The 20,963-nt window shown below is 73.3% G+C and carries 22 protein-coding genes and 7 tRNA genes; 12 read left to right on the forward strand and 17 right to left on the reverse strand.

What is annotated here, in order from left to right; all coding sequences use genetic code 11:
- Positions 1 to 87 precede the first annotated feature (87 nt).
- Entirely contained in the window at positions 88 to 1,746 is a 1,659-nt protein-coding gene (locus ABZ858_RS25910) for a hypothetical protein (protein WP_361383162.1), read from the forward strand.
- Between the two features lie 21 nt (positions 1,747 to 1,767).
- Here ABZ858_RS25910 and ABZ858_RS25915 read toward each other — a convergent pair whose 3' ends face one another.
- The gene (locus ABZ858_RS25915; protein ID WP_361383165.1) at positions 1,768 to 2,325 is read right to left on the reverse strand and encodes an HIT domain-containing protein; all 558 of its coding nucleotides are present in this window, start codon (positions 2,323 to 2,325) and stop codon (positions 1,768 to 1,770) included.
- A 67-nt stretch (positions 2,326 to 2,392) separates the two neighbouring features.
- Between ABZ858_RS25915 and ABZ858_RS25920 the strand changes: the two genes are divergently transcribed.
- Positions 2,393 to 3,052 carry an ion channel gene (locus ABZ858_RS25920; RefSeq protein ID WP_361383168.1) on the forward strand — a complete coding sequence of 220 codons (660 nt, stop codon included), beginning with the start codon at positions 2,393 to 2,395 and terminating at the stop codon, positions 3,050 to 3,052.
- A 104-nt stretch (positions 3,053 to 3,156) separates the two neighbouring features.
- On the opposite strand, the gene thrS is transcribed toward ABZ858_RS25920, so the two are convergent.
- From thrS to ABZ858_RS25935, 3 genes are all read right to left on the reverse strand, one after another.
- Complete coding sequence (thrS, locus tag ABZ858_RS25925) at positions 3,157 to 5,133, reverse strand: threonine--tRNA ligase (RefSeq protein WP_361383171.1); 1,977 nt, start codon at positions 5,131 to 5,133, stop codon at positions 3,157 to 3,159.
- A gap of 110 nt (positions 5,134 to 5,243) precedes the next feature.
- Positions 5,244 to 6,488 (reverse strand): hypothetical protein, encoded by a 1,245-nt coding sequence (locus ABZ858_RS25930; RefSeq protein WP_361383174.1) that lies wholly within the window; start codon positions 6,486 to 6,488, stop codon positions 5,244 to 5,246.
- Positions 6,485 to 7,051 carry a DUF4365 domain-containing protein gene (locus tag ABZ858_RS25935; protein ID WP_361383177.1) on the reverse strand — a complete coding sequence of 189 codons (567 nt, stop codon included), beginning with the start codon at positions 7,049 to 7,051 and terminating at the stop codon, positions 6,485 to 6,487. Before ABZ858_RS25935 ends, ABZ858_RS25930 begins: the two co-directional genes overlap by 4 nt.
- A gap of 202 nt (positions 7,052 to 7,253) precedes the next feature.
- Between ABZ858_RS25935 and ABZ858_RS25940 the strand changes: the two genes are divergently transcribed.
- Entirely contained in the window at positions 7,254 to 7,982 is a 729-nt protein-coding gene (locus tag ABZ858_RS25940) for a 3'-5' exonuclease (protein ID WP_361383313.1), read from the forward strand.
- Between the two features lie 70 nt (positions 7,983 to 8,052).
- Here ABZ858_RS25940 and ABZ858_RS25945 read toward each other — a convergent pair.
- The 4 genes from ABZ858_RS25945 to ABZ858_RS25960 form a co-directional block, all read right to left on the reverse strand.
- A tRNA-Val gene (locus ABZ858_RS25945) sits at positions 8,053 to 8,124 on the reverse strand.
- Positions 8,125 to 8,163: 39 nt separating this feature from the next.
- Positions 8,164 to 8,610 carry an SRPBCC family protein gene (locus tag ABZ858_RS25950; protein WP_361383180.1) on the reverse strand — a complete coding sequence of 149 codons (447 nt, stop codon included), beginning with the start codon at positions 8,608 to 8,610 and terminating at the stop codon, positions 8,164 to 8,166.
- A gap of 291 nt (positions 8,611 to 8,901) precedes the next feature.
- A tRNA-Val gene (locus ABZ858_RS25955) sits at positions 8,902 to 8,973 on the reverse strand.
- An 85-nt stretch (positions 8,974 to 9,058) separates the two neighbouring features.
- Positions 9,059 to 9,532 (reverse strand): TIGR02611 family protein, encoded by a 474-nt coding sequence (locus ABZ858_RS25960; RefSeq protein ID WP_361383183.1) that lies wholly within the window; start codon positions 9,530 to 9,532, stop codon positions 9,059 to 9,061.
- 191 nt (positions 9,533 to 9,723) lie between these two features.
- On the opposite strand from ABZ858_RS25960, the gene ABZ858_RS25965 reads away from it, so the two are divergent.
- Both ABZ858_RS25965 and ABZ858_RS25970 read left to right on the forward strand, forming a co-directional pair.
- Positions 9,724 to 10,137, forward strand: coding sequence for an SsgA family sporulation/cell division regulator (locus ABZ858_RS25965; RefSeq protein WP_004002642.1), 414 nt, complete (start codon positions 9,724 to 9,726; stop codon positions 10,135 to 10,137).
- Between the two features lie 254 nt (positions 10,138 to 10,391).
- Entirely contained in the window at positions 10,392 to 10,952 is a 561-nt protein-coding gene (locus ABZ858_RS25970) for a CGNR zinc finger domain-containing protein (RefSeq protein ID WP_361383186.1), read from the forward strand.
- Between the two features lie 70 nt (positions 10,953 to 11,022).
- Here ABZ858_RS25970 and ABZ858_RS25975 read toward each other — a convergent pair whose 3' ends face one another.
- Both ABZ858_RS25975 and ABZ858_RS25980 read right to left on the reverse strand, forming a co-directional pair.
- Positions 11,023 to 11,175, reverse strand: coding sequence for a hypothetical protein (locus ABZ858_RS25975; protein ID WP_361383189.1), 153 nt, complete (start codon positions 11,173 to 11,175; stop codon positions 11,023 to 11,025).
- Positions 11,176 to 11,338: 163 nt separating this feature from the next.
- Entirely contained in the window at positions 11,339 to 11,794 is a 456-nt protein-coding gene (locus tag ABZ858_RS25980) for a hypothetical protein (protein WP_361383191.1), read from the reverse strand.
- A gap of 175 nt (positions 11,795 to 11,969) precedes the next feature.
- Here ABZ858_RS25980 and ABZ858_RS25985 point away from each other — a divergent pair, with 175 nt between their 5' ends.
- Positions 11,970 to 12,491, forward strand: coding sequence for a DsbA family protein (locus ABZ858_RS25985; protein ID WP_361383194.1), 522 nt, complete (start codon positions 11,970 to 11,972; stop codon positions 12,489 to 12,491).
- A gap of 55 nt (positions 12,492 to 12,546) precedes the next feature.
- Here ABZ858_RS25985 and ABZ858_RS25990 read toward each other — a convergent pair whose 3' ends face one another.
- Genes ABZ858_RS25990 through ABZ858_RS26000 form a run of 3 tightly spaced genes read right to left on the reverse strand, consistent with a single transcriptional unit; the run spans position 12,547 to position 15,296 of the window.
- Positions 12,547 to 13,371 (reverse strand): GNAT family N-acetyltransferase, encoded by an 825-nt coding sequence (locus ABZ858_RS25990; RefSeq protein WP_361383197.1) that lies wholly within the window; start codon positions 13,369 to 13,371, stop codon positions 12,547 to 12,549.
- 51 nt (positions 13,372 to 13,422) lie between these two features.
- Positions 13,423 to 14,244 (reverse strand): aminodeoxychorismate lyase, encoded by an 822-nt coding sequence (locus ABZ858_RS25995; RefSeq protein WP_361383200.1) that lies wholly within the window; start codon positions 14,242 to 14,244, stop codon positions 13,423 to 13,425.
- Positions 14,241 to 15,296 carry a chorismate-binding protein gene (locus ABZ858_RS26000; protein WP_361383203.1) on the reverse strand — a complete coding sequence of 352 codons (1,056 nt, stop codon included), beginning with the start codon at positions 15,294 to 15,296 and terminating at the stop codon, positions 14,241 to 14,243. The genes ABZ858_RS25995 and ABZ858_RS26000 overlap by 4 nt, the downstream gene beginning before the upstream one ends.
- Positions 15,297 to 15,473: 177 nt before the next feature.
- On the opposite strand from ABZ858_RS26000, the gene ABZ858_RS26005 reads away from it, so the two are divergent.
- The 5 genes from ABZ858_RS26005 to ABZ858_RS26025 all read left to right on the forward strand — a co-directional run bounded on the left by ABZ858_RS26005 (position 15,474) and on the right by ABZ858_RS26025 (position 15,961).
- Positions 15,474 to 15,546: transfer RNA gene (locus tag ABZ858_RS26005), tRNA-Gly, on the forward strand.
- 36 nt (positions 15,547 to 15,582) lie between these two features.
- Positions 15,583 to 15,656: transfer RNA gene (locus ABZ858_RS26010), tRNA-Cys, on the forward strand.
- 1 nt (position 15,657) lies between these two features.
- Positions 15,658 to 15,729, forward strand: a tRNA-Val gene (locus tag ABZ858_RS26015).
- A 23-nt stretch (positions 15,730 to 15,752) separates the two neighbouring features.
- Positions 15,753 to 15,824 (forward strand) — tRNA-Val (locus tag ABZ858_RS26020).
- 65 nt (positions 15,825 to 15,889) lie between these two features.
- Positions 15,890 to 15,961, forward strand: a tRNA-Val gene (locus tag ABZ858_RS26025).
- A gap of 88 nt (positions 15,962 to 16,049) precedes the next feature.
- Here the strand turns inward: ABZ858_RS26025 and ABZ858_RS26030 are convergent.
- From ABZ858_RS26030 to ABZ858_RS26040, 3 genes are all read right to left on the reverse strand, one after another.
- Positions 16,050 to 16,334 carry a zf-TFIIB domain-containing protein gene (locus ABZ858_RS26030; RefSeq protein WP_361383206.1) on the reverse strand — a complete coding sequence of 95 codons (285 nt, stop codon included), beginning with the start codon at positions 16,332 to 16,334 and terminating at the stop codon, positions 16,050 to 16,052.
- Positions 16,335 to 16,467: 133 nt separating this feature from the next.
- A complete protein-coding gene (locus ABZ858_RS26035) occupies positions 16,468 to 17,466 on the reverse strand; it encodes a phosphotransferase (protein ID WP_361383209.1) in 999 nt (332 codons plus the stop codon).
- A 277-nt stretch (positions 17,467 to 17,743) separates the two neighbouring features.
- On the reverse strand, positions 17,744 to 17,938 hold the full coding sequence (locus ABZ858_RS26040) for a hypothetical protein (protein ID WP_361383212.1): 195 nt from the start codon (positions 17,936 to 17,938) through the stop codon (positions 17,744 to 17,746).
- A gap of 591 nt (positions 17,939 to 18,529) precedes the next feature.
- Here ABZ858_RS26040 and ABZ858_RS26045 point away from each other — a divergent pair.
- A complete protein-coding gene (locus tag ABZ858_RS26045) occupies positions 18,530 to 19,999 on the forward strand; it encodes a protein kinase (protein WP_361383215.1) in 1,470 nt (489 codons plus the stop codon).
- A gap of 137 nt (positions 20,000 to 20,136) precedes the next feature.
- Here ABZ858_RS26045 and ABZ858_RS26050 read toward each other — a convergent pair whose 3' ends face one another.
- Positions 20,137 to 20,955 carry an RNA methyltransferase gene (locus ABZ858_RS26050; RefSeq protein ID WP_361383218.1) on the reverse strand — a complete coding sequence of 273 codons (819 nt, stop codon included), beginning with the start codon at positions 20,953 to 20,955 and terminating at the stop codon, positions 20,137 to 20,139.
- Positions 20,956 to 20,963: the final 8 nt, after the last annotated feature.

A 20,963-nucleotide genomic window follows, 5' to 3' on the forward strand; every position in this document is an offset into this window, starting at 1 on the left:
GATACGCTGATGACCTGATCAACAGGTGTGCGGGGCAGGGAAGTCGGGAAGGCCGCAGGTGCACGGACGGCGGCAGTGGGGGCGGCGGTGACGGACGGATTCGATTTCAGTCCAGGGGCTCAGGTGCCCCTGTCGGGCACGGCGGGCCAGACGGCGGCGACCTACGCGCTGGCCGCGGCCGCGTACCGGGACGACGAAGTGGTCAAGATCAAGGAAGCCGACAACGAGTGGCACCAGTCCACCGTGACGGCCCCGCGGCCGTGGGCGAGGATCCTCCGCCCGGTCCTCGGCGAGGCGTTCTCCCGCGCGGTGATCGACCGCATGCTCGGCGCCGGGCGCAAACCGCTCATCCAGTCCTTCGGCATCGAGCCCCAGGTCGTCGTGGAGCACTGCCTGGCGGCCCACCGCATCCGCCGGGAGCGCGACAACTGGCTCAGCGCGGTGACGGTGCTGTGCGGCGTGCTCTTCCTGCCCGGCTTCGTGGTGTGGCTGATGGTGTTCACCCTGCGCACCACCATGTCCCGGCGCGAGGACCGGCGGGCCGGCGCCCTGGCCACCACCCTGCTCGTCGCCATGGGCGCGCTCGCCGTGCTGTTCCTCGTCAAGATGCCCTTCCACGGCTTCTGGGCGTGGTACGCGCGCGCCGCGGTCGTGATGCCGGTGGTCGGCTGGTTCTGGGCCAAGCAGATCTGCGAGCGCACCGCCCGTGATCTCAGGGAGCGCTGGGCGGGCCTGCTCTCCGGCGGCGGACTGGTCGGCGCGAAGATCCCCGAGGCGGTGCCCGGCAACCCCGGCGACGCCGCCGAGCAGGTCCGCAAGGAACTCGCCCGGCTGGGCGCCGAGCAGCGGTCCAACTCCGTCTTCTACGCCGGCCCCAAGGGCATACTCGGCATGGGCACCCGCTGGGGCAGCTGGCAGCTGGCCGAGAACCTCGCATCGGCCGAGCCCGGAAAGGACTTCCACCCGTTCCGCAGCTGGGACGTGATCACCGCCATCCAGGGCGGCCTGGCCATGCTGGAGCGCACCCCCATCAACACCGGCGGCTTCCCCAAGCCGTCCATCACGCACTGGATCGTCACGCCCATCGGGGAGAACGCCAAGGAGGTCTCCCGGCCGGGCGGCTCGGACGTGGAGGCGTACACCGTGCGCACCCACGCCGTCCAGGACATCTGCAACAAGCAGCAGTTCGGCGGCGGCGACCGGCACTACCTCGGGGTGCAGTGGACCCTGTGGGACGGCCATCTGGTGATCACCATGCTCATCACCGTCACCGTGCTGCACGACACCCTGCGCATCGAGGTCACCGGCCACGCCCTCGGCCCGGTCAACCCGCTGTTCAACCAGAAGCCCGCCGCCAAGGAGAAGGAAGTGGCGAAGGCGGTCCGGTTCTGGGAGACCCGCAAGGTGAAGCTGCCCCTGATCGACGCCGACGAGGTGGTGCGGCTCGCCGCCCGCGCCCCCCTGACCTCCTACCCGCCGGTGCTGAACTGGCTCGGCGGCAAGCTGATCCTGCCCGAGCCGTTCGGCCTGCGGCACGCCTGGGCCGACCAGCCCTGGCGGCACCGCTTCATGGCCGACGACGCGCTGCGCGCCGCCACGCCGGTGCTGCGGGTGGTGCACGCGGCGGCGCTCAAGACGCTCAAGGAGAACGGCGTGGACGTCGAGAAGTTCGGCACCCGCTCCTCGATCCTCAGCGGCATGGTCCAGGACGCGTCGCCCAGGAAGGCCGACCTGTACGACGCGTAACCGGCACCGGGCGGGCCCGCGCTACGCGGGCCACGCCTCCGCCAGCATCTTCCTGGTGTCCGCGAGCAGCTGCGGCAGAACCCGGGTGTGGCCGACCACCGGCATGAAGTTCGTGTCGCCGCCCCAGCGGGGCACGATGTGCTGGTGCAGGTGGGCGGCGATGCCCGCGCCCGCCACCGAGCCCTGGTTCATGCCGATGTTGAAGCCCTGCGCGCCGGAGGCGGCGCGCAGCGCCCGCATCGCCTGCTTGGTCAGCTCCCCCAGCTCGGCGGTCTCCGCCACGGTGAGGTCCGTGTAGTCGGCCACGTGCCGGTAGGGCACGGTCATCAGGTGGCCGCCGTTGTACGGGTACAGGTTGAGCACCGCGTACACCTGCTCGCCCCGTTTGACGATCAGGCCGTCCTCGTCGGACTTGGCCGGAATGGCACAGAAGGGGCAGCCGTCGCCGGCCCCCGGACCGGTCGGCTTGTTCTCGCCCTGGATGTAGGCCATCCGGTGGGGCGTCCACAGGCGCTGGAACGCGTCCTGCGTCCCCACTCCGATCTGCTGCTCCGGCTCACTCGTCATGCAAGGCAGCATATGGCTTCGGCCGTTCGCGGCGTGTCGGCGGGGCACCGCGAGCGGGGGAACCGGCCAAGCTGGGCCGGTGGACGACGACAGCCCCGTGACCCGCTGGGAGCGGCGGGTGGACACCCCGCTCGCGGTGGCGTCCCTGCTCTACCTCGCCTCCTACGCGATGCTGGTCCTCGGCGAGGACCTGCCCCGGCCCACCCCCGACGCGTGCCGGGCGGTGCTGGTCGGCAGCTGGGCGGTGTTCGTCGTCGACTACGCGGTGCGCCGGCGCCTGAGCGGCCTGGGCGCGGACTTCCCGCGCCGGCACTGGCTGGACACGGTGGTGATGCTGCTGCCGCTGCTGCGGCCGGTGCGGATCGTCCGGGTCTACGACGCCGTCCAGCGCCGCCACGGGGAGCCCCGCTGGCCGCTCCAGGCCCGGGTGATGGTGTACGCGGGCCTGTCGGCGGCCCTGCTCGGTTTCGCCGCGTCGCTGTCCGTGTACCGCTTCGAGCACCGGGCCCCGCACGCCACGATCCGCACCTTCGGCGACTCGGTGTGGTGGGCGTGCTCCACGCTGGCCACGGTGGGCTACGGCGACGTGGCGCCGGTGACGGTACCGGGCCGGGTGATCGCGGTCGCCCTGATGGGCTGCGGCCTGGCGCTGCTCGGCGCGGTGACGGGGTCGTTCTCGTCCTGGCTGATGCAGCGGTTCGCACAGTCCGGACATGCGGGCGGGCCCCCGGAGAGCTGAGCTTTCCGGGGGCCCGAAACCCCCCGCAGCGGCGGGGAGCGTGGCGCCTTGTGCCTCTGGGCCTTCCTGATCCTGGGGCCATCCCCGCGTCAGCGGGGAAACGACTACACCTGAACGCGACGCTCCACCACATCAACGAGCTTGGCGAGCGCCTCGTCACGGGGGATGCCGTTCTCCTGCGAACCGTCCCGGTAGCGGAAGGACACCGTGCCCGCACTCATGTCGTCGTCCCCGACGATGATCATGAAAGGTACCTTCTGCTTCTGCGCCGTTCTGATCTTCTTCTGCATCCGGTCCGACGAGGAGTCGACCTCGACCCGCAGGCCCTTCTTCCTGGCCTCCGCCGCGAAGCCCTCCAGGTACTCCACATGTGCGTCACCCACCGGAATACCGACCGCCTGCACCGGCGCCAGCCACGCCGGGAACGCGCCCGCGTAGTGCTCCAGGAGGACGGCGAAGAAGCGCTCGATGGAGCCGAACAGCGCGCGGTGGATCATGACCGGGCGCTGCTTGGAGCCGTCGGCCGCCGTGTACTCCAGGTTGAAGCGCTCCGGCAGGTTGAAGTCCAGCTGGACCGTGGACATCTGCCAGGTGCGGCCGATCGCGTCCTTGACCTGGACGGAGATCTTCGGCCCGTAGAACGCGGCGCCGCCCGGGTCCGGGACCAGCTCCAGGCCCTGCTTCTCACCGACCTGGCGCAGGGTCTCGGTGGCCTCCTCCCACACCTCGTCGGAGCCGACGAACTTGGTCTCGTCCTTGGTGGACAGCTCCAGGTAGAAGTCGGTCAGACCGTAGTCGCGCAGCAGGTTCAGCACGAAGGTGAGCGTCTTGTCGAGCTCCTCGGCCATCTGCTCGCGGGTGCAGTAGATGTGCGCGTCGTCCTGGGTGAAGCCGCGCGAGCGGGTCAGGCCGTGCACCACGCCCGACTTCTCGTACCGGTACACGGTTCCGAACTCGAACAGGCGCAGCGGCAGTTCACGGTAGGACCGGCCGCGCGCGTCGAAGATCAGGTTGTGCATCGGGCAGTTCATGGGCTTGAGGTAGTAGTCCACGCCCTCGTCGAGTTGCATGGGCGGGTACATGCCGTCGGCGTACCAGTCCAGGTGGCCCGAGGTCTCGAAGAGCTTCCCCTTGGTCGCGTGCGGGGTGTAGACGAACTCGTAGCCCTCCTCCTCGTGGCGGCGGCGCGAGTAGTCCTCCATGACCCGGCGGACGGTGCCGCCCTTGGGGTGGAAGACGGCCAGGCCGGAGCCGATCTGGTCGGAGATCGAGAACAGGTCCAGCTCGTTGCCCAGCTTGCGGTGGTCGCGCTTCTCGGCCTCGGCGAGGAAGTCGAGGTGCTGCTTCAGCTCGTCCTTGGACGGCCAGGCGGTGCCGTAGATGCGCTGGAGCATCGGGTTCTTCTCGCTGCCGCGCCAGTAGGCGGCCGCGTTGCGCATCAGCTTGAACGCCGGGATGAGGCGGGTGGAGGGCAGGTGCGGACCGCGGCAGAGGTCCTTCCAGCACAGCTCGCCGGTCTTGGCGTCCAGGTTGTCGTAGATGGTCAGCTCGCCGGCGCCGACCTCGACGTCCGCGCCGTCGTCGGCGGAGGCCGCGCCCTTGAGGCCGATCAGCTCCAGCTTGTACGGCTCCTCGGCCAGCTCCGCGCGGGCCTCCTCGTCGGTGACCACACGGCGGGCGAACTTCTGCCCGCGCTTCTGGATCTCCTGCATCTTCTTCTCGATGGCCTTGAGGTCATCGGGGTGGAAGGGCCGCTCGACGTCGAAGTCGTAGTAGAAGCCGTCCCGGACCGGCGGGCCGATGCCCAGCTTGGCCTCGGGGAACAGCTCCTGCACGGCCTGGGCCATGACGTGCGCGGTGGAGTGGCGCAGGATGTCCAGGCCGTCCGCGGAGGAGATCTCGACGCCCTCGACGGTCTCGCCGTCCCGGACCTCGTAGGCCAGGTCCTTCAGCTCGCCGCCCACGCGCGCGGCGACGATCGAGCGCTCGCCGGCGAAGAGGTCGGCGGCCGTGGTGCCCGTCGTCACCGTGCGCTCTTCCCGCTCGGAATCGCGTTGGATGATCACACGGACGTCTGACACCGGTCTCTCCTGACTGAAGGTGGGTGCGGCGCCATACCGGGAGCGCGCGCATGCTGGGATCGTACCGACCCGGGGGCGCCCACCGCGAAACGGTTCCGGCGGCCCCCCGCTCAGTCGCTCCCGGCGCCCGTCTCCCGCGGACCGAAGAAGTCCGTGTCCCCGGGCTCCTCCCGCAGCCATTTCATCAGCCGGTCGCGTTCCTCGTCGTCCACCTGCACGGGGGCGACCTGGCAGGCGCCGGTGAGCCGGCGGAAGCCGCCCCGGCTCTCCAGCCGGCCCAGCACGCGCACCGGCAGGCCGACGAGATGGGCGTGCCCCGCGGTGCGGTAGTCCTCCTCGTCCAGGGCGACGCGGACGTAGGGCACGTCGGCGCCGGAGAGCACCCGCAGCCGCACGGTGCCCTCGCCGTGCGGCTGCGGCCTGCGCATCCGGACCACCGCGCCGGTGATCCGCACGGGCACGGAGGGCTCGGCGCGCAGATAGCGGGCGCCGGCCTCGCGCAGCACGGGCAGGTCGCCGGGCGAGAACTCGACGGCCTCGGCGGCGGCGCAGTGGTCGGGGACCCCGGCGGCCGGTGCCCACTCGACGGCGATCCGCGCGCCCTCGGTCCCGCGCACCAGCGCGACCAGCGCCTCGGTCAGCTCGCGGCTGGCGCCGGCCCGTACCGCGCCGTCGAAGGCGTCCAGGGTGCCGGTGGCCCGCCGGTAGTCGACGGCCTCGCGGACGGCCCAGACGGCCTGGTGGAGCCGGACGGCCAGCGGCCGGACCGGGTCGACCGGGACGAGGGCGGTCAGGCTGCGCCCGCCACAGGCGGAGCCGACCAGGACGTGGTCCAGGGAGGCGGTGGCCGGGCGGCGGTGCCGGGCGCCGTGGTAGCCGGCCCGCGCGCGGGTGGCGAGCGCGGCGGCGAGCAGGGTCTGCCGGGCGGCGGAGCGCAGCCGTTCCTCGACGCTCCATGCCGCGGTGCCGGCCGGGCCGCCGGGCACGTCCCGCCACCAGTGGATCTCGTCGCTGGGCACGGCGAGCGCGACCAGCACCGCGCGCGCGGAGGGCGTGCCGCTGCGGGCGAGCGCGTCGAGCGCCTCGTCGAGCAGGTCGTCGCTGTCGGGGAAGGCGCGGCTGACCGGCACCAGGAGGCTGGTCGCGGCGGAGCAGGGGCCGGGCGGGGTCCAGCGGCCGTAGCGTCCGGCGGCTCCGCCGCGCCGCTGCCAGCCGTGCCGGTGCAGCAGGGCGCCGAGCACGGCCGGGTCGACGGCGGCGGGCCGGGGAGGGCTGTCCGGCGCGCCGGACCAGGGGGTGCCGGCGGGGTGCGGCCGCACCGGCCGCGGGGGCTCGCCGAGGGGGCGGTGCGTCATGGGGTGCCTCCCGTCCCGACCCGCGTCATGATCTCGCACAGGGCCCGGTCGTCGAAGATGCGCGAGGTCGGTATCCGCACGGTGGTGCGGTGCCGGCCGGTGAGGGGGTGGCCGGCGAGGTTGACCCAGTAGCAGCAGTGCCGGAGGTCGAGCCGGTCGTGTCCGGCCCGCAGCCACTGGTCCTGGGTGCGCGGCACGATCATCACGACCAGGATCTTGTGCACCGAGACCGGGGTGCGGGCGAGCTTCGCCAGGTGGGCGTTGTCGAGGGTGAAGGAGAAGGACGGGCCCGGCGGGTGCGGCGGGAGCTGGTACGTGCACTTCAGCTGCACCTTGATGGTCACCTCGTCGTCGACGGTGTGCCCGGGGGCGCTGTGGCTGACGTGCCAGTCGATGCCGTTGTCGGGGAAGGGCTGGGACAGCGAGCAGCCGGCCGCCGCGGCGACCGCGTGCAGATATCCCACCTGCAGGGTCTCCATGCAGGCGGTGGTGGCGAGCGTGCCGCGCAGGGGGCCCGCACGGTCGGGCAGCAGCCCGCCCCGCTCGGGCTGCGCCATCACCATGACCGACAGCCTTTCACGCCAGGGGGTTTGCCGGGTGGACCGCCCGGGTGTGCCCCCGGTCCCCCGTCGTGGGTCTGTGAACTGCAAAGACCCGTACTCCTGTTGTCTCCTTCCGGCGTACGGCGCAAACAGCCCGGGTATCACCGAACCGGCAGAAGACGGCGCGTCAGCCGCCGTGGGTGAGCGAGGAGTTGTGGTCGACATGACGTGCTGCTGGTACGAGGGGCCGCTGGCCGCCTTCGACACGGAGACCACGGGCGTCGACGTCGAGACCGACCGGATCGTGTCGGCCGCCGTCGTCGTCCAGGACGCCCCGGGCTCGCGGCCGCGGACGCTGCGCTGGCTGGTGAACCCGGGGGTGCCGGTGCCCGAGGAGGCGACGGCGGTGCACGGGCTGACGGAGGAGCATCTGCAGCGCACCGGGCGCTGGCCGGCCCCGGTGATGTACGAGATAGCCGAGGAGCTGGCGGAACAGGCCGCACTGGGCCGCCCGCTCGTGGTGATGAACGCGCCTTTCGATCTGACGCTGCTCGACCGGGAGTTGCGCCGGCACCGGGCCTCGTCGCTGGACCGCTGGTTCGAGGCGGCGCCGCTGCGGGTGCTCGACCCTCGGGTGCTGGACAAGCACCTCGACCGTTACCGCAAGGGCCGGCGCACCCTCACCGATCTGTGCGCGCAGTACGAGGTCGTGCTCGCGGACGCGCATGACGCGGCGGCGGACGCGCTGGCCGCGATGGAGGTCGTCCGCGCCCTCGGCCGCCGCTTCGCGGCCCGTCTGGACCGGCTCTCCCCCGGCGAGCTGCACACCCTGCAGACCGGCTGGCACGCGGCCCAGGCCCGCGGGCTGCAGGCGTGGTTCGCGCGCAGCGGCACGGAGGAGACGGTAGACCCGTCCTGGCCGCTGCGGCCGGAGCTGCCCGCGGCGGCGTGACGCAGGCCGGGCCGGACGAAGACCCGGCATGACAAAGGCCGGTCCGCTGCTGCGGACCGGCCTTTCCCGGTGGGCGATACTGGGTTCGAACCAGTGACCTCTTCGGTGTGAACGAAGCGCTCTCCCACTGAGCTAATCGCCCGGGAACGCACTGAACCATACAGGCCCCCGGGCCCTTGGTTCAAACCGCTCGCAGGCGGGCCGCCAGTGCGCGCCGTCCGGAGCGCATCATCAGCCGGTGGTTCAGCCGGAACACCGGCCGGCCGGGCACCGCGAACCGTCTGAGCAGGGGTTTGCGTACGTCGACGACCTGGTCGTAACGGGCCAGGGTGCCGGTGCCGCGCGCGGTGAGGGTCCAGCGCGCCCAGCCCTCGATGTCGCCGGTCATCGCCACCTCCAGGACGCCGGCGGCCCGGTCCCGGCGGACCTCGCGCGCGGTGAAGGTGAGGTCGTAGGGCAGCAGGGAGCGGATGCGGACGACGCCGGTGGTGTCGTCGTCGCGGCGCACCTCGCGCACCTGGCGCCACCACCGCGGGTAGTCCTCGACCCGCTCCAGCGCGGCGAAGACGGCGGCGGGCGGCGCGGGCAGCGGCCACAGGCTGCGGAAGCGGTAGTGGGTCCAGTCCATGGTCGGCCAGTCTGCCCGGACCCGTGCCGCACCGGCCGCGAGCGCCGCCGCCCGTGCGGCGGCGCTTCTCCGGGGTGAAAAGTGACGGCCTTTTGGAAAATGGCCGGGAGATTACCGCCGGGTCCCGCGGCCCGGACTTCTCACGGAATGGCCGCCGCCCCGAAAGTCCTTCTCCGCCGGGGCCTTCGGATACTTCTGCGACCGCGTCGCAAGTAACGGACCGTCACCGGCCGAGCGACGGAACACGACGACGGCCCGTCCGCGTGGTCGCGGACGGGCCGTCGTGCCGGGTGGGCGATACTGGGTTCGAACCAGTGACCTCTTCGGTGTGAACGAAGCGCTCTCCCACTGAGCTAATCGCCCGGGCACAGGAAGAACATTACCGCATGTCAGGCAGTGCCCGAGACCACGGTTCCGCACCGCGCTCCGGCGACGGCGGCGCGGTACGTCAGCGCTTCGTGATGTGCCAGGGCAGGACGAGCCCGAACCGGTGCAGATAGATCCCGGCCAGCACCCCGACGATCACGAGTCCCGTCACGGTCAGGGCGATGTTGCGGCGGCGCACCTTGGGGTCGAGGGCGCGCTGGGCGGCCTCGGTGACCTTGCGCTTGGTCCAGCGGAGCACGAGCTGGGCCCAGACGAACTCGGTGGCCCAGATGGCCAGGCCGGCGAAGATCACCACCCAGCCGGGACCGGGCAGCGGCAGCAGCACGACGCCGGTGCCGACGACCGCCAGGCCGACCACGAAGACGCCGACCTGCCAGCTGATGTGGAGCACGCGCCGTGACCGGACGAACTCCGGCGCCCGTGATCCGAGACCGCGGCGGCCGTGCCCCTCCTCCGCACGTCCCGCCTTCGTCTCCATCTTCGCTCCGTCCGACGCGGCGGCAACCTCACCCGGATCGTCACTCCCCGTATTCATACAGCGCGACCCTACCGGAGAGAATCCGGTCACTGGAATGGACGTACCGCGCGAACGGGTTCTCGGCCGGAAGAGTTACGTAAAGCCAGGCAAAACACTCAGAGGGGTTTACAACGCCACCGTAGGTGGCATGTCGATTTCGCCGACGTGCGAATCCCCGAGCGCACACTGAGCGAAAGGCCCTGGCGCTTATGAACACCACGGTCAGCTGCGAGCTGCACCTGCGCCTCGTTGTGTCGAGCGAGTCCTCCCTGCCTGTCCCCGCAGGCCTGCGGTACGACACGGCCGACCCCTACGCCGTGCACGCCACCTTCCACACCGGAGCCGAGGAAACCGTCGAGTGGGTGTTCGCCCGCGACCTCCTCGCCGAGGGTCTTCACCGTCCCACCGGAACCGGCGACGTCCGTGTCTGGCCGTCGCGCAGTCATGGCCAGGGCGTCGTGTGCATCGCCCTCAGCTCTCCGGAGGGCGAGGCCCTGCTCGAGGCCCCGGCGCGGGCCCTGGAGTCCTTCCTGAAGCGAACGGACGCGGCCGTGCCCCCCGGCACGGAACACCGGCACTTCGATCTCGATCAGGAGCTGTCGCACATCCTCGCGGAGAGTTGACGGCCGCCCCGGCGGACCCCTTCGAGCTGCCCGTTGCCGTCCACTCGGGGAGACGGCTCGGGCCAGGACAACCGCATACGCGACGCACCGGCAGCGGCTCACCGCGAGGCGCCGGGTCCGGTGCGCCCGCGCACGGCTCCCCCCACGGCGGCACGCCGTGGGGGGAGCCGTGCGCTGCTCGGGTGACGGCCAAGCCATTACCATCGGCCTGCATCGGCGGGCGTCTGCCCGATCCCCAGGCCAGGGAGCGAAACGTGCTGATCACCCACGACACCCGGTGCGCGCTCGACACCGTGGTGGATCTGGTGAACACCGCCCCGGAGGACGACGCGGCGCCGGACGGGCTGGCGGACGTCGCCGCGCTCGCGGACTTCGTGCGACGCCACGACATGAGCGATGTCGGCGTCCTGTCGGAGTTCGACCTCTCCTCGGTGTGCCGCATCCGCGGCCGGTTCGGCGCGATCTTCGCGGCCCCGGACTCCCGTACCGCCGCCGGGCTGATCAACGAGCTGGTGGCCGCCGCCGGCACCACGCCCCGGCTGACGGACCACGACGGGTACGACTGGCATGTGCACTACTTCGCCCCCGGTGCCTCGGTCGCCGATCACCTGGCGGCGGACTGCGGCATGGCGCTGGCGTTCTTCGTGGTGGCCGGGGAGCAGGAGCGGCTGCGCCGCTGCGAGGCGCCCGACTGCCGGCGGGCCTTCGTCGACCTCTCCCGCAATCGCTCGCGGCGCTACTGCGACAGCCGGACGTGCGGCAACCGGCTGCATGTGGCCGCGTACCGGGCGCGGCGCAAGGAGGCGGCGGGCTGACGGCCCGGCCGTCGGGCGTCCGTCTTGTCGTGGTCCCCGGCGGGTGACGCCGAGGACCCACGGGTACGGCTCACAGCAACAGCAGATCGTGCAACGCAGCCATGAGCAGCAGACCCCCGATCACCGCAAGGAAGATCATCAGCGGCGGCTGGGATAGGGCGAAGAGGCACCCGCGCGGTTCGTTCTTCCGCGGCGCGGCCTCGCTCTGTGTCGTGTCCACCATCTCGCGGCGATGATGACCCAGCCGGCACCGGCGGCGCGATCAACACGCACTGAATGTCCGGTACGTCGCGAGAACCCATGATCTTCGCTTCGGATGGGCACGGAACCTGATCGTTTCCAGGACCACTTCCTGCACCGTGCCTCTTCAGGGCCTCACAAGGGCCTCATATGCCGTGCTTCTTCAGGATGGCCTCGATGTCGCTGAAGTCGTCCTCGCGGCGGGGTGCGGCGGCCGGGCGGGCGGCGGGGGTGCTGCCGGACGGCCGGGCCGGGGTGCCGCCGAGGGACGGGGCCGAGGCCGCCGGGGCCACCGCGTCGTGGCGGGCCGCCCGGGCCGCCGCCCTGCGCTCCTTGCGGGTGCCGCCGCGCCGCCGCTCCACCGAGCGGGTCGCCGCGAAGAGCACCCAGGCGCAGCCGAGCAGGCCGAAGCCGGCCCAGGCGGTCGGGCTGAAGGCGGTGCGGGCCAGCCAGCCGACGGCCCCGGTCATCACCAGGGCGACCGGGACCAGGGCGTAGGCGGCGACGCGGGCCGCCGCGAGGAAGCGCTTGCGGTACGCCGTGACCGCGGCGACGCCCAGGCCGGCGGCGGAGACGGCGGAACAGACGGTCTCGGCAATCATCCGGTCCTCCAGGCAGCGCTCACCGGTCGGGGGCAGTCCATCCCTTCCATCCTGCACCTCCCACCCGCCTCCGGGCCATGCTCCGACCCGGACATCAGGGACATCTCCGGGTCGCCTCCTCCGCAGGTGCCGGTCGGGATTGGGCGGGGTGCGGCGGGCCTGGGAGACTGGGCCCATGAGCGACTCCCCCTCCGCGCGCCCGGTGCCCGTCCTGGACATCTGGTGCGAACTGCAGTGCCCGGACTGCCGCGCCGCGCTGGACGACGTGCGTGCCCTGCGCGCCCGCTACGGCGACCGGCTGGAGCTGCGGCTGCGGCACTTCCCGCTGGACAAGCACAAGCACGCCTTCGCCGCCGCGCAGGCCGCCGAGGAGGCCGCCGAGCAGGGGCGGCTGTGGCCGTACGTGGAGGCGGTGCTCGCCCGGGTCGAGGAGCTGGACCGCGCCGGCGAGCCGCTGCTGGTCGAGGTGGCCGGCGAACTGGGCCTGGACGCCGAGGAGTTCGACACGGCGCTCGTCGACGGCCGGCACATCCTGATCGTCGACGCCGACCAGGCCGAGGGCAAGGCGATCGGGGTGACCGGCACGCCCACGTACGTCGTCGGCGGCGAGCGCCTGGACGGCGGCAAGAGCCAGGAGGGCCTGCGCGAGCGTATCGAGGAGATCGTGGACCGGCTGCTGGCCGGCGAGGACGTCTGAGCCTGGCCGCGTGACCGGGCGGTGTCCGGCCGGGCGGTGTCCGGCCGGGTCGCCGCTACAGCAGGGGCTTGTGCAGGGCGTACCGCCGGGTCTCGTAGCCGAGGGACGCGTAGAGCCGCTCGGCGGGAGTGTTGCCGGCGAACACGTTGAGGCCGAGGACGCGGCGGCCGGCGGCGATCGCCTGGGCCTCCGCCAGCAGCATGAGCGTACGGCCGTGGCCCCGGCCGCGGTGGGCGGCGTCGGCCTCGACGTCGAAGACGAAGGCGTCGTCCGCGCGCAGCGCCAGCCACAGGTGGCCCACCCGGGTGCCCTCGTGTTCGACCACGCTGAACAGGGTGTTCTCGGTGTCCGGGCCCTGGGGCAGGAGCTGTTCGTGGTCGCGGCGCGCCTTGGCGTGCGCCGCCTCCCCGGACATGCCCTGCTCGGTCCAGGTCCGGGCGTAGCGCTCGGTCTCGGTCACCCGCCAGGCGGCGAACTCGGCCCGCGTCATGGGGCGCGCCCGGCTGCCCGCCGGCAGCGCGGGCGGCATGTCGCCGAGCTGTTTGTCCATGCCGCGGTTGCGGTGGACGTAGCCGAGGGCCTCGGCGAGCCGCAGGGCGCCCGGCGCGTCCGCGGGGACGACGGTCTCGATCCGTTCGCAGCCCCAGCCGCGGGCCACCTCCTCCGCGGCGAGCGCGGCGACGGTGCCCCGGCCGCGCCGCCGGTCGGGTTCTTCGATGCGCAGGCCGGCGACGCGTGCCACCGTGTCGCCGAGGGAGGGCGAGGTGGTGAGGTGGACCGCGCCGACCGGGCGGCTGTTCACGCACACCTGATAGCGGCGCGAGCGGGTCCCGTCGGCATGGCGCTGGAGCGGCTCGATGGGCCGCAGGGTCGTGGTCATCGCAGCTGTTCTACCCCGCGCGGGCCCCGGGTCAGCCGGATACGCGGGCCGTCACGGGTCCAGGTCGTCGCCCGCGCGCTCGTCGAAGATCCGCATGGCCTTGGCGGTCACCGGGCCCGCCGCGTCCGGCAGTTCGCGGTCGTCGACGCGGTGCACGGCCTGGATGTCGCGCAGGGTGGAGGTGAGGAAGATTTCATCGGCGCGCTCCAGGACGTCCAGCGGCAGGTCCGTCTCCCGGGCGCCCGTCCACTCGACGGCGAGCGCGCGGGTGATGCCGGCGAGGCAGCCGGAGGCGAGCGGCGGGGTGTGGATCTCGCCGTCGAGGACGACGAAGACGTTCGATCCGGTGCCCTCGCAGAGCTGTCCGACCGTGTTGGCGAACAGGGCCTCGGAGGCGCCGTGCCGGTGGGCGTGTGCGAGGGCGACCACGTTCTCGGCGTAGGAGGTGGTCTTCAGGCCGGTGACCGCGCCGCGTTCGTTGCGGGTCCAGGGGACGGTGAGGACGGCGGTGGTGTCGGGGCGGCGGCCGGCCTCGCCGAGGGCGACGACGAGGGTGGTGCCGCTGTCGCCGCGGTCGGAGCCGAGCGGGCCGTGGCCGCCGGTGTAGGTGATGCGCAGCCGGGCCAGCGGCACGGGGTTGGCGTCGAGGACGGCGGCGCAGGCGCGGCGGACCTCGTCGTGGTCGGGGTCGGGCAGGCCGAGGCCGCGTGCCGAGCGGGTCAGCCGGTCCAGGTGGCGGGTGAGCGCGAACGGTTTCCCGGCGGTCGCCTTCACCGTCTCGAAGATGCCGTCGCCCACGGTCAGGCCGTGGTCGAACACGGAGACGCGGGCGGAGTCGAGGTCCCGCAGCCCGCCGTCGAGCCAGATTTTCACCGTTGCCGTCCTTCTGCGCTGTTCTGGTGCGTTCCCGACGCTATCGCGAGCAGCCGGGCCGCCTTGAGTTCGGTCTCCCGCCACTCCCCCTCGGGGTCGGAGTCCCAGGTGATGCCCGCTCCGGCGCCGAACCGCAGCAGGGCCGCGCCGCCGGGTGCCCGTTCGATCCAGAAGGTGCGGATGCCGACGGCCAGCTCGCCGGTGCCCCGGTCGGCGTCGACCCAGCCGATGCCGCCGCAGTAGGGGCCGCGGGGCGCGGTCTCCAGGGCGTCGATGATCCGCAGGGCGCTCGACTTGGGGGCGCCGGTGATCGAGCCGGCCGGGAAGGCGGCGGCCATCAGCTCCGGCCAGCCGGCGCCGGGGAGCAGTTCGCCGCGGACGGTGGAGACGAGGTGGACCAGGCCGGGGTGCTTCTCCACGGCGCACAGGTCGGGGACGGTGACGCTGCCGGTGGTGCAGACGCGGCCGAGGTCGTTGCGGACCAGATCGACGATCATCACGTTCTCGGCGTGGTCCTTGGCCAGCAGTTCCGCCTCCGTGCGGGCGGTGCCCTTGATCGGCCCGGACTCGACGGTCCGCCCGGTGCGGCGCAGGAACAGTTCCGGGGAGGCGGTGGCGATCTCCACGCCGTGGCCGGGCAGGCGGATCGTTCCCGCGTACGGCGCCGGGTTGCCGCGGGCCAGGACGGCGGTGAGCGCGTCGGCGTCGGCGCCGGGGCCGACCGGCGCGGACAGCACCCGGCAGAGGTTGACCTGGTAGACCTCGCCGGCCGCGATGTGCGCGCGGATGCGGCGCACGGCCGCCGTGTACGCGGCGCGGTCCAGGGAGGACGTCCAGTCCCCGGCGGCCGGGCCGCGCCATCCGCCGGGCGCCGGGGCGGGCACGGGCGCGTGGCGTACGTCGCGGAAGCGGGCGCAGGTCAGCCGGCCCTCGTAGTCGGCGGCGACGGCCCAGAAGCCGGTGGAGTCCAGGGCCGCGGGGTCGGCGGTGACGTCGGTCAGGCCGGTGGCGAGGCGCTCGCCGAAGCGGGCGAGAGGGGGCAGGTCGTGCACGTGGCCGAGTCTATGGCGGGTGTCCGGCGGGCGGCCGGGGCGCGACCTCCCGGGGGCCCGGCCGGGTCCTCGCCGGGACGCACCGCAGCACGCTGCACAAACGCGTTTTTGTGCTGGCCCGGGAATCCGCTAGAGTTCAACACGTCGCCGGGACGCGGAAGCGGTCCGAAACGACAGGCGGACGTAGCTCAGTTGGTAGAGCGCAACCTTGCCAAGGTTGAGGTCGCGAGTTCGAGCCTCGTCGTCCGCTCGCAGGAAGAGGGGACTCCCGGTCCCCTGCACTCCTGGTGGAGTGGCCGAGAGGCGAGGCAACGGCCTGCAAAGCCGTCTACACGGGTTCAAATCCCGTCTCCACCTCCAAGGACGATTAGCTCAGCGGGAGAGCGCTTCCCTGACACGGAAGAGGTCACTGGTTCAATCCCAGTATCGTCCACTGAAGCCCGAGGGCTTCCACCCGCGCGATTAGCTCAGCGGGAGAGCGCTTCCCTGACACGGAAGAGGTCACTGGTTCAATCCCAGTATCGCGCACGCAGTGCCCATGATCCGCTCCGGTGAGCGACTTGACCGGTGTTCTCCGCGTGGTCATGGTCCCAGGACGATTAGCTCAGCGGGAGAGCGCTTCCCTGACACGGAAGAGGTCACTGGTTCAATCCCAGTATCGTCCACACTCCACGAAGCCCCCGGCCGTTCCGTACGGCCGGGGGCTTCGTCGTGCCCGCTCCCCCGGATCGGAAGATCAGAGGGAGCAGGGCATCAGGAGGAGAAGAGCATGCGGCCGAAGCTCTTGTGGTGGTGGCCGTGTCCGTGGTGCCCGTGGTGACCGCCGTGCGGGGCGCCCCAGACGGGAGCGGGCGGGGCCGGGTACGCCTGCGGGGCGGGCGGCGGCGGCATGGGCTGCGACCACTGCGCCTCCAGCCGGGTCAGCGCCTCCAGCTCGCCGTAGTCGAGGAAGATGCCGCGGCAGCCGCTGCACTGCTCGATCTGGACGCCGTTGCGGTTGTAGGTGTGCATCGGCGCATGACACTTGGGACACTGCATGATCGGCTCGACTCCTCGCCGTCGTGTGCTGCTTCGTCTGCTTCTTCTGCTTCGTCTGCTTCTTCTACCGCGTCTGTTCTTCTGCTTCGGGTACCGCCTGGACAGACTCCGTCCGGCCGCGGTCGGTTGCACCCTACGGGGCCGCGCCGTCCCCCAACTCGGCGGGGACGCCGGTCATTCGGTCGCAGGCGTCCACGACGGCCTGCTCGGCCTCGTCCAGCGGGCGGCCCGCCGCACTCGCCTTGGCCAGGGCCAGCGCGGCGGTCTGCGCGGTGAGCGCGCGGGCGGCGGTGTCCAGTGCGGGCCACGGGTCGCCCGCCGCGGGGACGGCCGGGCCGCCCGCCGCCCGGTAGGCGGTGAGGAAGCGGGTCCACTCCTCGGGCGGCAGCAGTCCGCAGGCGAACCAGGCCGCCGGGCGCGCCAGGTCCCAGGCCGGCACGCCGGTGCCGAGGTCGTCGACGTCGATCAGCAGCCAGGGGCCGTGCGGGGCCGGGTGCCGGACGAGCTGGCCGAGGTGCAGGTCGCCGTGGCAGAGGGTGCCGGAGTCGGGCAGGGGCGCCTCGGCCCGGGCCCAGGCGGGAAGGGTGGCCCAGGCGCCCAGGACGGCCGGTGCGGCGGGATGCGCCGGGGCGGTGGCGCGCAGGCGGGCGACCGCCCGGGCGGCCTTGGCGGGGCCGCGCATGGCGGGCAGTCCCGCCGGGGCGGGGCTGCGGTGCAGCCGGGCAAGAAGGGTGGCGGCCGCTTCCCAGGGCGCGGCCTCGGGTCGCTCGGGGTCCACGGGGGTGCCGTGCGGCCAGAGGGTGACCAGGCGGCCGTGCAGGGTCTCCGCCGTGGGGGCGAGCGGGGGCAGCAGGATGCCGGGGAGGCGGGCGGCCGTGGCCAGGCGGCGGGCGAGAGCGGTGGGGTCGGTGCCGTCGGCGTGCGCCTTCGCGACGATGCCGCCGTGCCGGACGACGGTGGCGTCGGACCGGTCGGCGAGGACGGCCGCCTCGCAGGGGCAGCCGGCCGCGCCGGGGTGGGTCGTCCCGTCGGGGGGCGTCCCGTCCGGGGCCGCTCCGCCATGGGCCACCCCGCCGTGAGCCGCTCCGGCGGATCGCGTGGTCAGCGCGGGCAGCAGTGCGTCGGCTGTCACGGGGCTCCCTGGGGGTCGGCGGCGACCGTGAGCTTACGGGGGTGCGGCTCGTGCACCTGACGGGCCGTGGCTGATGGGCCGTAACTGACGGGCCGTAGCCGATGGGCCGCGTCGGCGGTCGGGGGCGCGTGGGCCACGGGAAGGAGGGGGTGAAAATAATGCCGGCGCAGCTCCCTAGCTGCGCCGGCATCGTGCCGTCCGCCGCACCCCCGTCCCCACGGGGTTTCATGGGTCGATGTCCCCGCCCGGACCGCTCTTCCGGGCCTGGGAGCGCCGCTCAGCGCCCCAGCATCTCTCCCACGGACGACGCCTGTGTGGCCACGGTGTTCCAGCCGTCGAAGACGAGCAGGAGCAGGGCCGCCAGGGGAAGGGCCATCACGGTCGCCACCAGGGGGTGGCGACGGCCCGTGCGGCGGGGGCGCGCGAGGCGTCCCGTGGTGCGGAACGGTGTCCGCGGTGCCGTGTGGGCCATGGTCCCTCTCCTGACCGTCTCGGTTGTCCTTCGGCAGCGGCGGGTGTCTGACCTCGGGGGACGAGCGCTGCACCCGCCGCTTGACCTCAAATCTAGGTGGGGGGCGGACGCCGGGCGTCATGCCTTCGTACCGATCGGGTGGCCTCCAGGAGGATGAGGGGCGGCCCGGGGACTACTCCCCTGGGTGGAGACGCGGCCCCGGGTCTCGGGGTCTTCCCGGAAGGGGCGCCCTCCGTGCCCGGCGCGCGCCGCCCCCGTACGGTGACTTCGCTCACTTCCGGGGAGCCCGGACGCACCGCCCCGCGTCGCCGCCGGACCGCTCGGGCCGGTGTCCGCCCGTGCCCGGCCGGCGGGGAGCGGACGGCCGCGTCCGGGCGTCCGCAGTGATCCTTCCGGTGGCCAATCCGCCCCCGGTGTCCGGTGGTTGGCCTCCCGGCCGGCACCGGACGGTGCGGCGGACTCGTGCGCTGACCGTCCCTCAACTCTCGCGCCCGGCACTGACAATCGATCGGGGCGAGAGGGCGCGGCCTCTGCGCGCGAGCGGCCCGGGGTACGTAAGCTGTGGCTCGTCACAGGGACCGGGCAGCGGGGATGAACATGGCGATGATGCGCCTGAGGCGCGAGGACCCGCGCGTCGTCGGCTCGTTCAGGCTTCACCGACGGCTCGGCGCGGGCGGGATGGGCGTGGTCTACCTCGGCTCCGACCGGAAGGGCCAGCGGGTCGCGCTGAAGGTGATCCGGCCGGATCTGGCGGAGGACCAGGAGTTCCGCTCCCGGTTCGCGCGCGAGGTGTCGGCGGCCCGGCGGATCCGGGGCGGCTGCACGGCACGGCTGGTGGCCGCGGACCTGGAGGCGGACCGCCCGTGGTTCGCCACGCAGTACGTGCCCGGGCCCTCGCTCCAGGACAAGGTGGCCGACGACGGCGCCCTGGGCGCGGCGGAGGCCGCCTCGATCGGGGCCGCCCTGTCCGAGGGGCTGGTCGCGGTGCACGAGGCCGGTGTGGTGCACCGGGATCTCAAGCCGTCCAACATCCTGCTGTCCCCCAAGGGGCCGCGGATCATCGACTTCGGCATCGCCTGGGCCACCGGCGCCTCCACGCTCACGCACGTGGGCACCGCGGTCGGCTCGCCCGGGTTCCTCGCCCCGGAGCAGGTGCGCGGCGCCGCCGTCACCCCGGCCACCGACGTGTTCTCGCTGGGGGCGACGCTGGCGTACGCCTCGACGGGCGACTCGCCGTTCGGGCACGGCAGCTCCGAGGTGATGCTGTACCGCGTGGTGCACGAGGAACCGCATCTGCAGGGCGTACCGGACGCGCTGGCTCCGCTGGTGCGGGCCTGCCTGGCGAAGGACCCCGAGGAACGGCCGAGCACGCTGCAGCTGTCGCTGCGGCTGAAGGAGATCGCCGCGCGCGAGGCGCAGGGGCTGGGCGAGCTGCGGCCGCCCGCGCCGCGTGCCGCCGAGGCGGACCGGCCGACGGGCCGGCTGGCCGACACCTGTCCTGACCCGATGCGCGCCTCCTACCCGGACCGGCGCGGCGGCGGCCGTCCCGAGCAGCAGCGGGCCGGGCAGGGTGAGCCGCCGCGGGGCCGGCGCCGCCCGCAGGGCTCCCCTGCCGGCGCGGCTCCCCGTACGCCCGCTCCGCGCGGCGCGCCCGCGTCCTCGCGGGGCGGTGCGCCGTCGCGCGCGAACGGCGGCGCGCCCTCCCGGCCGGGTGGCGCGCGGCCGATCCCGGCCTCCCGCAACGGTTCCCGGACCGGCGGCGGCCGCCCGGCTCCGCGCGGCGGCGCGGGACGGCCACGGCCGCGCAGCACGTCCACCGGCCTGCGGCCCGCCAACCCCCGGCTGCTGCGGCAGCGGCTGTTCGTGTTCGTGGTGGTGACCCTGCTGGTCGCCCTCGGTATCGCGGCGGCACAGGGCTGCCAGGGGCCCTCGCGGGGGCTCGGCGGCGACGGCGGGGGCGGCGTGCGCATCGCTCGGGAGCATGTACCGGCGGTGCCGGGGACCTCGGGGCGTCCGGTGGTCTCCGGGGCGTACGGCTCGACCGGCGCGGGCGGCGCGTAGCGCGGCTGCCGGGTCACACCCTCGGGGCGGCCGGTGGTGGCGAGGGCAGCGGCGTACGCGTCACATGAAATTGCGCGGCAGGAGGTGGGGGGCCTCGTGGTCTGCGTCCCGAGGGGTGGCGTGCCGGTCGGTGGGTGTCAGGCTTCGGGGCGGCCCGTGGCGACCGCGTAGAAGGCGACCGCGGCCGCCGCGCCGACGTTGAGTGAGTCGACGCCGTGGGACATGGGGATGCGGACCCACTGGTCGGCGGCGGCCAGGGCGCGGCGGGACAGGCCCTGGCCCTCCGCGCCGAGCATCAGGGCGACCCGTTCCCTGCGGTGCGGGGCGACCTCGTCCAGGGACTTCGCCTGCTCGGCGGGGGTGAGGGCGAGGAGGGAGAAACCGGCCTCGCGGACCGCTCCCAGGCCGCCCGGCCAGACGTCGAGGCGGGCGTAGGGCACGGAGAAGACCGCGCCCATCGACACCTTGACGCTGCGCCGGTAGAGCGGGTCGGCGCAGTCCGGGGAGAGCAGGACGGCGTCCATGCCGAGCGCGGCGGCGGAGCGGAAGATGGCGCCGATGTTGGTGTGGTCGTTGACGGACTCCAGCACCGCGACCCGGCGGGCCGTGCCCAGCAGGCCGGCCGCCGTGGGCAGCGGCTTGCGTCCCATGGAGGCGAGGGCGCCGCGGTGCACGTGGTAGCCGGTGACCTGTTCGGCGAGTTCCGGGGTGACCGTGTAGACGGGGGCCGGCAGCTCGTCGATGACGTCGCGCATGACGTCGATCCACTTCGCGGACAGCAGCATCGAGCGCATCGCGTACCCGGCGTCGCGGGCCCGGCGGATGACCTTCTCGCCCTCGGCGATGAACAGGCCCTCGGCGGGTTCGCGGCGGCGGCGCAGCTCGACGTCGGTCAGGCCGGTGTAGTCGTGCAGCCGCGGGTCGTCGGGGTCCTCGATGGTGATCGGTTCGGCCACGGGGTGTT

This window comes from Streptomyces sp. NPDC047017 (assembly GCF_040644175.1).
Lineage (GTDB): Bacteria > Actinomycetota > Actinomycetes > Streptomycetales > Streptomycetaceae > Streptomyces.

What these genes read in the sequence shown, in the direction of transcription:
- ABZ858_RS25915 (WP_361383165.1), bottom strand. Translation starts at nt 2,325, where the DNA reads ATGCTGCCTTGCATGACGAGTGAGCCGGAGCAGCAGATCGGAGTGGGG.
- ABZ858_RS25930 (WP_361383174.1), bottom strand. Translation starts at nt 6,488, where the DNA reads ATGACGCACCGCCCCCTCGGCGAGCCCCCGCGGCCGGTGCGGCCGCAC.
- ABZ858_RS25935 (WP_361383177.1), bottom strand. Translation starts at nt 7,051, where the DNA reads ATGGTGATGGCGCAGCCCGAGCGGGGCGGGCTGCTGCCCGACCGTGCG.
- ABZ858_RS25940 (WP_361383313.1), top strand. Translation starts at nt 7,254, where the DNA reads ATGACGTGCTGCTGGTACGAGGGGCCGCTGGCCGCCTTCGACACGGAG.
- ABZ858_RS25950 (WP_361383180.1), bottom strand. Translation starts at nt 8,610, where the DNA reads ATGGACTGGACCCACTACCGCTTCCGCAGCCTGTGGCCGCTGCCCGCG.
- ABZ858_RS25960 (WP_361383183.1), bottom strand. Translation starts at nt 9,532, where the DNA reads ATGAATACGGGGAGTGACGATCCGGGTGAGGTTGCCGCCGCGTCGGAC.
- ABZ858_RS25965 (WP_004002642.1), top strand. Translation starts at nt 9,724, where the DNA reads ATGAACACCACGGTCAGCTGCGAGCTGCACCTGCGCCTCGTTGTGTCG.
- ABZ858_RS25975 (WP_361383189.1), bottom strand. Translation starts at nt 11,175, where the DNA reads ATGGTGGACACGACACAGAGCGAGGCCGCGCCGCGGAAGAACGAACCG.
- ABZ858_RS25980 (WP_361383191.1), bottom strand. Translation starts at nt 11,794, where the DNA reads ATGATTGCCGAGACCGTCTGTTCCGCCGTCTCCGCCGCCGGCCTGGGC.
- ABZ858_RS25985 (WP_361383194.1), top strand. Translation starts at nt 11,970, where the DNA reads ATGAGCGACTCCCCCTCCGCGCGCCCGGTGCCCGTCCTGGACATCTGG.
- ABZ858_RS25990 (WP_361383197.1), bottom strand. Translation starts at nt 13,371, where the DNA reads ATGACCACGACCCTGCGGCCCATCGAGCCGCTCCAGCGCCATGCCGAC.
- ABZ858_RS26030 (WP_361383206.1), bottom strand. Translation starts at nt 16,334, where the DNA reads ATGCAGTGTCCCAAGTGTCATGCGCCGATGCACACCTACAACCGCAAC.
- ABZ858_RS26040 (WP_361383212.1), bottom strand. Translation starts at nt 17,938, where the DNA reads ATGGCCCACACGGCACCGCGGACACCGTTCCGCACCACGGGACGCCTC.
- ABZ858_RS26045 (WP_361383215.1), top strand. Translation starts at nt 18,530, where the DNA reads ATGAACATGGCGATGATGCGCCTGAGGCGCGAGGACCCGCGCGTCGTC.